Genomic DNA, 13,185 nt, shown 5'->3' with positions numbered 1-13,185 from the left:
TCAGCCGACGGAACGCTCTGCGCCGGACCAGAACTGGGCGCGCACCGCCTTCTTGTCCGGCTTGCCCAGCGCGGTCACCGGCACCGATTCGGTGACGATCACCTGCTTGGGCGACTGGACCGACCCCTTGCGCTCCTTGACCGCAGCCTGGATCTCGGCGGTCATGGCGGCTACCGCGGCGGCATCGCTGTCCACACCCGGACGCAGCACCACCACCGCGGTCACCGCCTCACCCCACTTCTCGTCCGGGGTCCCGATCACGCACACCTGGGCCACCGACGGGTGCTCGGCGATAACGTCCTCGACCTCGCGGGGGAACACGTTGAAGCCGCCGGTGACGATCATGTCCTTGGTGCGGTCGACGATGTAGTAGAAGCCGTCCTCATCCTCACGCGCCAGGTCGCCGGTGTGCATCCAGCCGCCGGAGAACGTCTCAGCGGTGGCCTCCGGAAGCTTCCAGTAGCCGCCCGACAGCAGCGGCCCGGACACGCAGATCTCGCCGACCTCGCCCTGGGGCACCGGGTTGCCGTCGTCGCCCAGCAGCGCGACCCGGGCGAACAGCGTCGGGCGGCCGCATGAGGTGAGTCGCTTCTGGTCGTGGTCCCCCTTGGCCAGGTAGGTGATCACCATCGGCGCCTCGGACTGGCCGTAGTACTGGGCGAAGATCGGGCCGAACCGGTCGATGGCCTCCTGCAGCCGGACCGGGTTCATCGCCGAGGCGCCGTAGTACACCGTCTCCAGCGACGACAGGTCGCGGGTGTGCGAATCCGGGTGATCCATCAGCGCGTAGATCATCGACGGCACCAGCATGGTGGCGGTGATCTTCTGCTCCTCGATCACCCGCAGCACCTCGGCCGGGTCGAATTTGGTCAGCACCACCAGCTGACCGCCCTTGATGATCGTCGGCACGAAGAACGCTGCGCCGGCGTGCGAAAGCGGGGTGCACATCAGGAACTTGGGGTGCTCCGGCCATTCCCACTCGGCGAGCTGAGTGGTGGTCATCGCGGTGATGGATGCCACGGTGCCGATGACGCCCTTGGGCTTGCCGGTGGTCCCACCGGTGTAGGTGAGACCGCCGATGTGGTCTGGGGCAAGGTCGGCGGGCACCAGTGGCTGCGGCACGTACTTGGCCGCCTCGGCGGCCAGGTCGACGGCCTTGCCCTCAAGCTCCGGCGGCACCGGACCGATGGTCAGCACCTGACGCAACGTCGGCACCTTTTCGAGCAGGCCCAGGGCCCGCTCCACGAACGCCGGTGTGGGATCGATGATCAGAGTGCTGACTTCGGCGTCGGCCAGCACGTAGGCGTGATCGTCCAGCGAACCCAGCGGGTGCAGTGCCGTGCGCCGGTATCCCCGGATCTGCCCGGCACCGATGATCATCAGCACCTCGGGACGGTTCAGTGACAACAGCCCGGTCGCGTCGGCTCCGAGTGCGTCGAACGCCTGGATGTACTGGCTGATGCGCTCGGCGAGCTGACCGCCGGTCAACGTGGTGTCGCCCAGGAACAGCACCGGCTTGTCTTTGTTGCGCTTGAGGGCGCCCACCGTGAGATGCCCGGAATGAATGGGCTGGCGCATGGACTGCGTCGACATCGGGGCTACCTCCACTAGTACGTGACGACCTGCCCGCAGGACACTACCGACCGCCTCCTCCGCCCTTGGGACGAGCCGAGGGTTGACACCCCACGGACCCCAAGGCTTACTATTTGCGTATGCATGCAGATAATGGTCCAGCGGATCGGTTGCCGGAGGACCAGGTCGGCCTGATCGTCGAGGTATTCCGAATGTTGGCCGACGCCACCCGGGTCCAGGTGCTGTGGGCGCTGACCAGCCGGGAAATGTCGGTCAACGAACTCGCCGAGCACGTCGGCAAACCGGCGCCCTCGGTGTCACAACACCTGGCGAAACTGCGGATGGCGCGGCTCGTGCGCACCCGCCGCGAGGGCACCACGGTTTTCTACAGCATGGAGAACGAGCACGTCTGCCAGCTGGTCACCGACGCCGTCTTCAACGCCGAGCACGCCGGCCCCGGGGTGCCACCGCATCACCGCGCCGCCAAGAATCTCCCGGCTACCGCCGGAGAAGCGTTGCCCCAACTGAGGCAACGCGCCATCGAACAAGGGAGATGAGCCACCCATGTCGCACCACAACCACGGTGAAGACCACAGCCACCACGCGCCGCACGCGCACGAGCACACGCACGGCGACGTGACGCACACCCACGTGCACGACGCTCACGAGCACGAGCACGTCGAGCACGAGCACGAGCACACGCACGAAGACGGGACCGTGCACAGCCATCCGCACACGCATCAGGTGGGCCTGGAGCACGCCGGCCACGCGCATTCACACTGAGCACGCGGTGTAGCGATGCCCGCCCGGTCAGGTGCCTGCCCGAGCGGGTTTTCGCCGTCGGCGCTCAGGCCGAGAGCACGATCAGCAGGGCGATGACGCCGATCAGCACGAGCAGGGCCGCCCACAGCACCGCGCGCACGCCTGGCGGCTTCGCCGAACGTCCCGTGGGAGTCAGCTGCGGGCTGGTCGACGGCGGTACGCCCCACTTGCCGCTCGGCGCCCGTTGCGGAGGAACCGGCGGCGACGGTGGAGTGGGTTCGTCCGGTGTCGGAGAAGTTGTCATGCTCACCGCATTGACGATCTGCGGCGGTGTCAAACAACTGGTGGGCGCGGACGGTATCGAACCGCCGACCGCTGGTGTGTAACGGGGTTTATTGCCGCACTTGGAACGTTTCGCGCTGTGCATTCTCACAGCATCTACAGTTCAGCGTGTCGCAGCCGCCCCGCGGTGCCAACGGTTCAATCGTCAGTTGACACCCGTCTTGGCACACTCTCGGCGCAACGGGGACTTGGATTTCCGGTCGTTCCGGCCGCCCGCGGGCCCCTGCCAGTGGCAATCTCACCTTGCGGCCCGCAAGCCCGGACATGCTGCGCGACGCAGTAGCTTGTACGGCACTTGGTGTGGACACGGTTCCCTGCGTTGACTAGAACCGAACAATCGTTGATGCTGGGTGGCCGTGCGTTACGTACAGCGTTTGCGTGACCTCTGGGCGCAGCCACCGTGGGGCGGACGCGGTTTACCGCGGGCGAGGTTCAAGTCCTCGATGCGCCACACAACCGGGGAGAAGCAAATGCAGTTGGACGTGCAGTGGATCACGGCCACGACTGTCCCTGCACTTTCATGGACCGAGGCCCGAGTTCGACGATTTTTTGACGTTAAGCCCCATCCTGCGTTAGTGAGCCAATTCGACATCCCCGAGCCATACGTTGTCGTACCTTATGCGCTCAGACCTAAGGACGGGTTCTATCGGCTATTTTCCCGAAGCTCAGACCTCTTCGACCAAGAACTTACACGCCTGCCGAGCGCTCCGACGCAATTTGGCAACTTCACCGGATCAATTAATTCTATTTCAGGTGAACTCTTTCCAGGGGTTTTACTCGCCCGCATCAAGGCGACTCTAAATATCGATGCAACCAAGATCGCGAACAAGGATTTCGACGATCTATATAGGCTGCGCTCACCCCGAACCATTCCCGTAATCGACCACGCGTTGCGGATGATAAATTATCTAGCCGAAGGTGATCGTGAGGCAGAATACGAGGCAATTCGGTACCAGGATAGCTATTTTGGATTTCACCTCAACTTGAACCAACCGTCAGACAACTTCCAAAGTTCAGCGCTTGAAAATATTGAGGAGATCGTCGCACTATTAATCGGCACTCGCGATCCAAAATCCCTCAACAAAGAGCTAGTCGAGGCCGTTATAGACGAATGCGAAGCGATTAACAGGAAATCGCGGACAGAATATCTCATCCTAAATCGACAGGGATCGATTTACTTGACACCTCGCGACACCTATACCGGACCCCATAAGCATCGCTTTACGCGCAGCATGGACCTCGCATGCTTAGCTATGTTTAGCGCCTCGTTTTACCAGAATTCCGCTCATAGCAGCCGCCATCCGATATACAATGAATTCATCGGCGAAAGAGTAAGCCACTGGGTTACCGCCCCTCGCCTTGTGTTTAAATCCAGTGAATCTAACAAACTGACATGGGATGCACTCTCATATTCGCTAGCGCTACAAGGCCATCTTGATCACTGGCAGAAATCGTTAGATGCCCAGACCGATCGCCAATCTGTTCGAAAATTCGGGGCAGTGCCTGCGGATTGGTGGTCAGACGCCGAGTTTCCACAACTCATCGAAGTTCAGTCTGAACCCGACGAGAGTGGCATTGCATGCATCATCGATCCGTCTCTTCGAGAATTCGTTATGGCCGACCGCCTTGAATCGACGCGCTGCCGCGTCACGGGAAATTATAGAGCGTCAGTAGTGATGGCAGGAATCGCGATCGAGGGCATCCTACTCGACGTAGCGATCCGGTCCTCAAACCTGCCACGAGAGAAGGCTATAAAACTTGGCTTCCAAGGCCTCATCAATGCCTGCTGCCCCGGGTTCGCAGATGATCCATCCAATACGAAAAATGCGCAGCGCTATATTAAGCCGAGCACTGCGCAACTATTGGATAATGTCTTTAGGAAATGGCGGAATTTTGTTCACCCCGGTGTTGCACTGCGTTCAGGTGACGAGGTGACGAAAGCCGTTGCAGATGCTGCCATTGCAGCGCTCGACCTGCTTTTGGAGGAACTGAGCTGACATACCCGAATTTCGACGGAGATACTAGACGGAACGGCCGGTGACACGCCTGTCATCGAAGAACAATAGTGGCAACCGCTGCGCTTGCCACCATCATCGGGTCGTGAGCCCCGAGCGATGGCGCTCGGGCGCAGGTCGACATCGGTGAAGAGCACATCGCTGCTCTCATTTCGCCGCTCGATGCCAATTTAAGCTTGCGACCTGGCTAATCGTCGACTCCGTGCAACCGTCGCGGATAGCCTCCGTGGCCTCGCTATGGAGTTGCACAGCCGATCGCTGAATTCAGTCGTGCACCGCGTTCGGAGCCGTGGGGGCCGCTGCGCCGGCAGACCGTCGTGACACATGTGTGTCAGCACGCCGGCGTTGGCGCAGTCCGTTGTGCGACCCTTTCGCATCATCTTCGCGAGCCTCAAAGCTCCGCGCGCAACGTCGATGCGCTTTGAGGCTGGCGGAGCCGAGAGGCATCCTGCGTTCCGGCCTAGAGAAAGCCACCTCCTCATTCAGTAAAGTCTCCATCCCGCGACGAGATTGTCCGCATGGGGCCGCCACGAGACGTCTTTCGGTTGAACTTCAGAAGCGACGGACGTTAATACCTTGCCGAGACGGGTCACCGCGCTCATAGTCCTCTCGAACGGCTCAATCAGGTGTTCGAGCGACTCACCGAGGATGTCCTCCAACTGTGTACCGATCGTGGCCAATAATCCTGCCCCGCAATCCGACTCACAGTCACCTTGAGGCTTAATCCCGCCTCTATCACTGTCGCGGTCATTTCGCGTCTTCGGGTATGTTCCGATTCGTTGGCGTTTGGTAGGTCGCGCACACGCTGTTTCGGGTCCCATCGCCTCGCAGAAAACCTCGGCACACTGTTGGCGCAACGGGGTTTTGGAGAACGAGAGAGAATGCAGTTCAAAATCCTCTGAACTGGAGTTTTGATGGTGGGCGCGGACGGTATCGAACCGCCGACCGCTGGTGTGTAAAACCAGAGCTCTACCACTGAGCTACGCGCCCCTGCCTCGGGCAGGTTACCCGGACCGGTACCCCAGGCCCAAAACGATCACGACTTGAGGGCACCCAGAGCATCGAGCCAGAGCTGCTGGTCGCGTGCCTCACCGGGCTGCTTCATCTCGGCGAACCGGATGATGCCGGACTTGTCGATGACGAACGTGCCGCGGTTGGGAAAGCCGGTGTCGGAGTTGAACACCCCGTAGTCCTGGCTGACGGCGCCGTGCGGCCAGAAATCCGAGAGCACCGGGAACAGGAACCCGCTCTCGGTCGCCCAGATCTTGTGGGTGGGCGGCGGGCCGACCGAGATCGCCAGCGCCACACTGTCGTCGTTGACGTAGCTGGGCAGGTGATCCCGCAACTGATCCAGCTCGCCCTGACAGATGCCGGTGAAGGCCAGCGGGAAAAACACCAGCAGAACGTTCTTCTCGCCCCGGAAGCTGCTCAGCGTCACCTGCTGCTGGTTCTGGTCCTTGAGGGTGAAGTCAGGGGCCTGCGCGCCGACTTCCAGCATCAACGCTTCCCCGCGCGGGACTTCGGCTGCACCAGGCGACTGGCACTCCAGTCCCCCAGGTTGACCGACGACGTCGGCATCAGGCCGGCAGTCGGCGCCGCCTCGGCGATCTCGGCGGGCTGCACGTGGCCGGAACGACCGGTCTTGGGCGTCAATACCCAGATCACCCCATCGTCGGCCAAGGCGGTGATCGCATCCATCAAGGTGTCCACCAAGTCACCATCGCCGTCGCGCCACCAGAGCAGCACGACGTCGACCACCTCGTCGGTGTCCTCGTCGAGCAGTTCGCTGCCGGCGGCCTCTTCGACGTCGACACGGATGTCGTCGTCGGCGTCCTCGTCCCAGCCGAACTCCTGGATCAACTGCTTGCTCTCGATGCCCAGTTTACGGGCGAAGCTCGGGGCGTTATCCGCCGCGACCACCGTGTGACCTCCCTCGATCGTCAGCGCTGTGTGTGATGTGAATCATCGTTGCACAGCTCGCCGTGCGGCGCGGGATCAGCGGGCTCAGAAGGCTTTGCACAGCTGCATCCCCTTGTCCCGAGCCCGGTTGAGCTCATCCTTGCGGGCGTTGTACACCGACACCGGCGCCTTGGATGAGATCGCCGTCGCGACGCCACGCGCGGCCTGTGCATAGGTATTGAATGCGTCGGTCAGATCCTGCGACAACTTCTCGTTGATCGCCGCGGCGACCTCGTCGGCGCTGTGGTTGAGCGCCTCCACCGCCGGCCCGGCGGTGCCGGAGATATCGCCACCGTTGTTGAACGCCTCGACGTACTTGTTCACCACGTCGACGGCGTCGCTGCTGCTCGAGGCGAACCGGCCGCACGCGCCGCGGACCGCCTGGGTGGTCATCGACTGCTGACGCTGGGTCTCTCGAATGCTCGAGGTGGCCTCCGAGGCCGACACCGACGCCGACACCGAGGAGCGGTAGGCCGGGGCTTCGGAGGTGTCGGCTTGCGGGTTGCCGCCGATGATGCTGGTACAGCCCACGACACCCATCGCCAATGCCGCCACCACACCGGCCACCGACGCGCCTGCCCGAGCGTGTCGCCGCGTCTGGGCGCGCGAGGCAGTCAGCCGTCGGGTCAGCACAACTTCAAACGTTACCGCGTACCTGCCACCAGGCCGAGATCAGCCCACCCAGCGGCACTGACGCACCGGCGGCCGGGTGTCCGGTGGGGCACGATAGAAAAGACGAGACCGGCGAATCGATCGGTCGGTGTCGTCCTGGCCACAAGCCGGGAGGCACATCTTGTCCTCCGAACCAAGGAGCATTGCGTTGACCACTGAGGCCGTAGATCAGGATCAGGCCAAAAAGCCAAGCAGCACAACCGAATCCGACCGGGTCCGGGTGATCCGCGAGGGGGTGGCGTCCTACCTTCCCGACATCGACTCCGACGAGACCTCCGAATGGCTGGAGTCCTTCGACGAACTGCTGGCCCGCTCCGGTCCGGCCCGCGCCCGCTACCTGATGTTGCGTTTGCTCGAGCGCGCCGGCGAGCAGCGGGTGGCGATCCCCGCGCTCACCTCCACCGACTACGTCAACACCATCCCGACCGAACTGGAGCCCTGGTTCCCCGGCGACGAGGAAACCGAGCGCCGCTACCGCAGCTGGATCCGCTGGAACGCCGCGGTGATGGTGCACCGCGCGCAGCGCCCCGGAGTGGGAGTCGGCGGACACATCTCGACCTACGCGTCGTCGTCGACGCTCTATGAGGTCGGCTTCAACCACTTCTTCCGAGGCAAGGACCATCCCGGCGGCGGCGACCAGGTGTTCATCCAGGGCCACGCCTCCCCCGGCATCTACGCGCGCGCCTTCCTCGAAGGCCGGCTGAGCACCCACGACCTCGACGGATTCCGTCAGGAGCACAGCCACCCGGGCGGCGGGCTGCCGTCCTACCCGCATCCGCGGCTGATGCCCGACTTCTGGGAATTCCCCACGGTGTCGATGGGCCTGGGCCCGATGAACGCCATCTACCAGGCCCGGTTCAACCACTATCTGCACGACCGTGGCATCAAGGACACCTCCGATCAGCACGTGTGGTGCTTCTTGGGTGACGGCGAGATGGACGAGCCGGAGAGCCGCGGGCTGCTGCACGTCGGCGCGCTGGAGGGTCTGGACAACCTGACGTTCGTGGTCAACTGCAACCTGCAGCGCCTGGACGGCCCGGTGCGCGGCAACGGCAAGATCATCCAGGAGCTGGAATCGTTCTTCCGGGGCGCGGGTTGGAACGTGATCAAGGTGGTGTGGGGCCGCGAGTGGGATGCCCTGCTGCACGCCGACCGCGACGGCGCCCTGGTCAACCTGATGAACGTCACCCCCGACGGCGACTACCAGACCTACAAGGCCAACGACGGCGGCTACGTGCGGGAGCACTTCTTCGGCCGCGACCCGCGCACCAAGGCGCTGGTGGAGAACCTGTCCGATCAGGACATCTGGCACCTCAAGCGCGGCGGGCACGACTACCGCAAGGTCCACGCCGCCTACCGCGCGGCCGTCGAACACAAGGGCCAACCCACCGTCATCCTGGCCAAGACCATCAAGGGCTACAGCCTGGGCAGCTACTTCGCCGGGCGCAACGCCACCCACCAGATGAAGAAGTTCCGGCTGCAAGACCTCAAGGACTTCCGCGACGAGATGCGGATTCCGATCCCGGACTCCGAACTCGAGGAGAACCCGTACCTGCCGCCGTACTACCACCCCGGCGAGAACGCCCCCGAGATCCGTTACCTGCTGGATCGGCGCCGCGCCCTGGGCGGCTTCGTGCCGCATCGCCGCACCCAGGCCAAGACGGTGGAGCTGCCGGGCTCGCAGGCCTACGCGGCGGTTAAGAAGGGTTCGGGCAACCAGGAGGTCGCCACCACCATGGCGACCGTGCGGGTGTTCAAAGAGTTGTTGCGAGACAAGCAGTTAGGCCCGCGCCTGGTGCCGATCATCCCCGATGAGGCGCGCACGTTCGGGATGGACTCGTGGTTCCCGTCCTTGAAGATCTACAACCGCAACGGCCAGCTCTACACCTCGGTGGATGCCGACCTGATGCTGGCCTACAAGGAAAGCGAAGTCGGCCAGATCCTGCACGAGGGCATCAACGAAGCCGGCTCGACGGCCTCGTTCACCGCGGTCGGGACGTCGTATGCGACCCACGACGAGCCGATGGTGCCGATCTACATCTTCTATTCGATGTTCGGCTTCCAGCGCACCGGCGACGGCCTGTGGGCGGCCGCCGATCAGATGGCACGCGGCTTCGTGCTGGGGGCCACCGCGGGACGCACCACCCTGACCGGTGAGGGGCTGCAGCACGCCGACGGCCACTCACTGCTGTTGGCCTCCACCAACCCGGCAGTGGTCTCCTACGATCCCGCGTTCGCCTACGAGGTCGCCCACATCATCGAAAGCGGCCTGCACCGGATGTACGGCCCGGACCCGGAGAACGTGTACTTCTACGTCACGCTCTACAACGAGCCCTACGTGCAGCCGGCCGAGCCGGACGGTTTCGACCCCGATGGTCTGCTGCGCGGCATCTACCGTTTCCGCAAGGCCGCCGAAGCGCGGTCGCAGACCGCGCAGATCCTGGCCTCGGGGGTGGCGGTGCCCGAGGCGCTGCGGGCCGCCGACATGTTGGCCGCCGACTGGGATGTGGCCGCCGACGTATGGTCGGTGACCAGCTGGGGTGAGCTCAACCGGGACGGTGTCGCCATCGAGCGCGAGCGACTGCGGCACCCCGAGCGCCCGGCCGCGGTGCCGTATGTGACACAGGCGCTGGCGGACGCCACCGGCCCGGTCGTCGCGGTGTCGGACTGGATGCGTGCGGTGCCCGAGCAGATCCGGCAGTGGGTGCCCGGTAACTACGTCACCCTGGGCACCGACGGGTTCGGATTCTCCGACACCCGACCGGCCGCGCGGCGCTACTTCAACACCGACGCCGAGTCGGTCGTGGTGGCGGTACTGGCGGCGCTGGGCCGCGACGGGGTCATCGACCCGTCCGTGGCGGTGACTGCGGCGACGCAGTACCAGATCGACGACGTGTTGGCGGCCCCCGAGCAGACGTCGGATTCCGGGGTGGCCTAGCCGGCCCCGCAGATTTGGGTGCGATAGTTCTCGCTGAGCGGGAACTATCGCACCCGAATCACCACTTGTTGTCAGTTGTCACCAGAAAATAGGCGTAGCTTTTAGGAATGGTTGACAAGCCGGCAACTCCGGTCCTACCGCGCTCCACCCTGGACCAGCTCAGCGCCGTCCCGGACGCCATCCTGCGCCGGCTTAAGAACTACTCGGGCCGGCTGGCCACCCAGGCTGATGCCGTAATGGGCGAGCGGTTGCCGTTCTTCGCCGAATTGGAGGCGTCGCAGCGAGCCAGCGTCCAATTGGTGGTGCAGACCGCGGTGGTCAACTTCGCCGAGTGGATGCGCGACCCGCACGGCAACGTCAGCCACACCGCTCAGGCGTTTGCACTGGTGCCCCAGGACCTGACCCGCCACATCGCGCTGCGGCACACCGTGGACATGGTGCGGGTCACCATGGAGTTCTTCGAGGAGGTCGTGCCGCTGCTGGCCCGCTCCGAGGAGCAGGTGACCGCACTGACGGTAGGCATCCTCAAGTACAGCCGGGACCTGGCGTTCACCGCCGCCTCCGCCTACGCCGACGCCGCGGAGGCGCGGGGCACCTGGGACTCCCGTATGGAAGCCAGCGTGGTCGACGCCGTGGTCCGCGGTGACACCGGTCCGGAGTTGTTGAGCCGCGCAGCCGCGCTGAACTGGGACACCACCGCCCCGGCCACGGTCGTGGTGGGCACCGCACCGCCGGGCCCGGACGCCTACGCCGGGCAGAAGGCCAGCCAAGACGTCCGTGATGTCGCCGAACGCCACGGCCGGGCCGCCCTGACCGACGTGCACGGCACGTGGCTGGTGGCCATCGTGTCGGGCCCACTGACGCCGACCCAGAAGTTCTTCGCCGACCTGCTCGGCGCGTTCTCCGACGGTCCGGTGGTGATCGGACCGACGGCACCGACGCTGACCGCCGCCTATCACAGTGCCAGCGAAGCGATCTCAGGGATGAACGCTGTCGTGGGCTGGACCGGGGCACCGCGGCCGGTGCTGGCTCGCGAGCTACTGCCGGAGCGGGCACTCATTGGCGATGCGTCGGCGATCGCGGCCCTGCACACCGACGTGATGCGGCCGCTGGCCGAGGCCGGCCCCACGCTCACCGAGACGCTGGACGCCTATTTGGACTGCGGCGGTGCGATCGAGGCCTGCGCCCGCAAGTTGTTCGTTCATCCAAACACCGTCCGTTACCGACTCAAGCGGGTCGCCGACTTCACCGGCCGCGATCCAGCCGTACCGCGCGACGCCTATGTCCTGCGGGTCGCCGCCACAGTCGGGCGACTGGCCAACCAGGCGCAGCATGCCAGCTTCAGCACCACAACCATGCCGTACGCCACGTCCCTGGCAGCCGGTGCTGGAGCCGACGAGCCTCAGGTCAGCGCAGAAGGCTGACCCCGGCCCGGCCAGCTGGGCATCGACAGGCGTGCACCGCCGACGGAAAGTTGTCGCAGTTCGGTATCGAACACGTCGCATCGGACGACAGTTTTGTAGGGTCTCCACAAAAACATAAGACAATGTTCATAATCTAGGACATCCTGCAAACCGGGCTTCACAATGTTCTCTTAAAGACGTGATTGCGTTGCTCGCTCCCGGACAGGGATCTCAGACCCCCGGCATGCTCGCGCCGTGGCTGGAATCGGCCGGCGCCGATGCCGCCCGCGAGCAGTTGGCCGCCTGGTCGGAGATCGCCGGCCTGGATCTGATCGCGCTGGGCACCACCGCGACCGCCGAGGAGATCACCGACACCGCGGTCACCCAGCCGCTGGTGGTGGCGGCGACCCTGCTGGCCCACGCCGAGCTGGTCAAGCGGCGCAACGGCCCGGTGAGCGGCAGCGACGTGATCGTGGCCGGCCACTCCGTCGGTGAGATCGCCGCCTACGCGATCGCCGGCGTCATCTCCCCCGACGACGCCGTCATGCTGGCCGCCACCCGCGGCCGCGAGATGGCCAAGGCCTGCGCTCTCGAGCCCACCGGCATGGCAGCGGTGCTCGGCGGCGACGAGGCCGAGGTGCTGACCCGCCTCGAGCAACTCGACCTGACCCCGGCCAACCGCAACGCCGTCGGGCAGATCGTGGCCGCCGGCCCGCTGCCGGCCCTGGACAAGCTCGCCGAAGACCCGCCCGCCAAGGCCCGGGTTCGCAAGCTGGCCACCGCCGGGGCGTTCCACACCCAGTACATGGCACCGGCGCTGGAGGCCTACGCCGCCGCCGTCGAGCAGGTCAAGGCGTCCGGCGTTTCGGAACCCACCGCTACCCTGTTGTCCAACCGCGACGGGCAGCCGGTGACGTCGGCGGCCGAGGCACTGGAGCACCTGGTGGCGCAGCTGACCCGGCCGGTGCGTTGGGACCTGTGCACCGAGACGCTCCGCGCCCGGGAGGTCACGGCGATCGTGGAGTTTCCGCCCGCCGGCACGCTGGCCGGTATCGCGAAACGCGAACTTCGGGGGACTCCGACGCACGCCGTCAAATCTCCCGCGGATCTGGACGGGCTTCCCGAGTTCTAGCCTTTTTCAAGCCCGCTCCAACCTGCACAACCAGATACGCAGTAATTCACCCCCGCACACCCCGTGCGGATCCAACCGAAGGGAAACACAGTGGCTGCCAGCCAGGAAGAAATCATCGCCGGTCTCGCGGAGATCATCGAAGAGGTGACCGGTATCGAGCCGAGCGAGGTCACCGTCGAGAAGTCCTTCGTCGACGACCTGGACATCGACTCGCTGTCGATGGTGGAGATCGCGGTTCAGACCGAAGACAAGTACGGCGTGAAGATCCCGGACGAGGACCTCGCCGGTCTGCGCACCGTCGGTGACGTGGTGGGCTACATCCAGAAGCTCGAGGCCGAGAACCCCGAGGCCGCCGCCGCGCTGCGCGAGAAGTTCGGTTCCGAGAGCTAA

Annotated in this window: 12 protein-coding genes and 1 tRNA gene; 7 read left to right on the top strand and 6 right to left on the bottom strand. The window is 64.7% G+C overall.

Annotated elements, in window-relative coordinates:
• Positions 1–1,593, bottom strand: a complete 1,593-nt coding sequence (gene fadD8, locus MJO54_RS09275; RefSeq protein ID WP_065153554.1) for a fatty-acid--CoA ligase FadD8 — start codon at positions 1,591–1,593, stop codon at positions 1–3.
• Positions 1,594–1,712: 119 nt separating this feature from the next.
• On the opposite strand from fadD8, the gene MJO54_RS09270 reads away from it, so the two are divergent.
• Positions 1,713–2,129 (top strand): ArsR/SmtB family transcription factor, encoded by a 417-nt coding sequence (locus MJO54_RS09270; RefSeq protein ID WP_065153553.1) that lies wholly within the window; start codon positions 1,713–1,715, stop codon positions 2,127–2,129.
• Positions 2,130–2,136: 7 nt separating this feature from the next.
• Complete coding sequence (locus tag MJO54_RS09265; RefSeq protein ID WP_064887547.1) at positions 2,137–2,355, top strand: hypothetical protein; 219 nt, start codon at positions 2,137–2,139, stop codon at positions 2,353–2,355.
• A gap of 64 nt (positions 2,356–2,419) precedes the next feature.
• On the opposite strand, the gene MJO54_RS09260 is transcribed toward MJO54_RS09265, so the two are convergent.
• Positions 2,420–2,638 carry a hypothetical protein gene (locus MJO54_RS09260; RefSeq protein WP_133164989.1) on the bottom strand — a complete coding sequence of 73 codons (219 nt, stop codon included), beginning with the start codon at positions 2,636–2,638 and terminating at the stop codon, positions 2,420–2,422.
• Between the two features lie 613 nt (positions 2,639–3,251).
• Between MJO54_RS09260 and MJO54_RS09255 the strand changes: the two genes are divergently transcribed.
• Entirely contained in the window at positions 3,252–4,673 is a 1,422-nt protein-coding gene (locus MJO54_RS09255) for a hypothetical protein (RefSeq protein WP_133164990.1), read from the top strand.
• Positions 4,674–5,606: 933 nt separating this feature from the next.
• Here the strand turns inward: MJO54_RS09255 and MJO54_RS09250 are convergent.
• From MJO54_RS09250 to MJO54_RS09235, 4 genes are all read right to left on the bottom strand, one after another.
• A tRNA-Val gene (locus tag MJO54_RS09250) sits at positions 5,607–5,681 on the bottom strand.
• Between the two features lie 46 nt (positions 5,682–5,727).
• Entirely contained in the window at positions 5,728–6,189 is a 462-nt protein-coding gene (locus MJO54_RS09245; protein WP_046286082.1) for a peroxiredoxin, read from the bottom strand.
• A complete protein-coding gene (locus tag MJO54_RS09240) occupies positions 6,189–6,611 on the bottom strand; it encodes a DUF3052 domain-containing protein (protein WP_024440579.1) in 423 nt (140 codons plus the stop codon). Before MJO54_RS09240 ends, MJO54_RS09245 begins: the two co-directional genes overlap by 1 nt.
• Positions 6,612–6,695: 84 nt before the next feature.
• A complete protein-coding gene (locus tag MJO54_RS09235; RefSeq protein WP_434006625.1) occupies positions 6,696–7,280 on the bottom strand; it encodes an Rv2240c family protein in 585 nt (194 codons plus the stop codon).
• 190 nt (positions 7,281–7,470) lie between these two features.
• Here MJO54_RS09235 and aceE point away from each other — a divergent pair, with 190 nt between their 5' ends.
• The 4 genes from aceE (at position 7,471) to acpM (ending at position 13,185) form a co-directional block, all read left to right on the top strand.
• Entirely contained in the window at positions 7,471–10,260 is a 2,790-nt protein-coding gene (aceE, locus tag MJO54_RS09230) for a pyruvate dehydrogenase (acetyl-transferring), homodimeric type (RefSeq protein ID WP_105295041.1), read from the top strand.
• A gap of 107 nt (positions 10,261–10,367) precedes the next feature.
• Positions 10,368–11,684, top strand: coding sequence for a PucR family transcriptional regulator (locus tag MJO54_RS09225; protein WP_105295042.1), 1,317 nt, complete (start codon positions 10,368–10,370; stop codon positions 11,682–11,684).
• A 178-nt stretch (positions 11,685–11,862) separates the two neighbouring features.
• Positions 11,863–12,795 (top strand): ACP S-malonyltransferase, encoded by a 933-nt coding sequence (locus MJO54_RS09220; RefSeq protein WP_082108486.1) that lies wholly within the window; start codon positions 11,863–11,865, stop codon positions 12,793–12,795.
• Between the two features lie 90 nt (positions 12,796–12,885).
• Entirely contained in the window at positions 12,886–13,185 is a 300-nt protein-coding gene (gene acpM / locus MJO54_RS09215) for a meromycolate extension acyl carrier protein AcpM (RefSeq protein ID WP_046287036.1), read from the top strand.

Origin of the sequence: Mycolicibacter virginiensis (genome assembly GCF_022374935.2) — a bacterium.
In the GTDB taxonomy this organism is placed as follows: domain Bacteria; phylum Actinomycetota; class Actinomycetes; order Mycobacteriales; family Mycobacteriaceae; genus Mycobacterium; species Mycobacterium virginiense.
Note: the sequence above shows the minus strand (reverse complement) of the source record. Positions and strands in the feature narration are given on the sequence as shown.

Excerpts from the sequence above, each read along its gene's own strand:
- fadD8 (WP_065153554.1), bottom strand. The coding sequence starts at position 1,593 with ATGTCGACGCAGTCCATGCGCCAGCCCATTCATTCCGGGCATCTCACG.
- MJO54_RS09270 (WP_065153553.1), top strand. The coding sequence starts at position 1,713 with ATGCATGCAGATAATGGTCCAGCGGATCGGTTGCCGGAGGACCAGGTC.
- MJO54_RS09265 (WP_064887547.1), top strand. The coding sequence starts at position 2,137 with ATGTCGCACCACAACCACGGTGAAGACCACAGCCACCACGCGCCGCAC.
- MJO54_RS09260 (WP_133164989.1), bottom strand. The coding sequence starts at position 2,638 with ATGACAACTTCTCCGACACCGGACGAACCCACTCCACCGTCGCCGCCG.
- MJO54_RS09245 (WP_046286082.1), bottom strand. The coding sequence starts at position 6,189 with ATGCTGGAAGTCGGCGCGCAGGCCCCTGACTTCACCCTCAAGGACCAG.
- MJO54_RS09225 (WP_105295042.1), top strand. The coding sequence starts at position 10,368 with ATGGTTGACAAGCCGGCAACTCCGGTCCTACCGCGCTCCACCCTGGAC.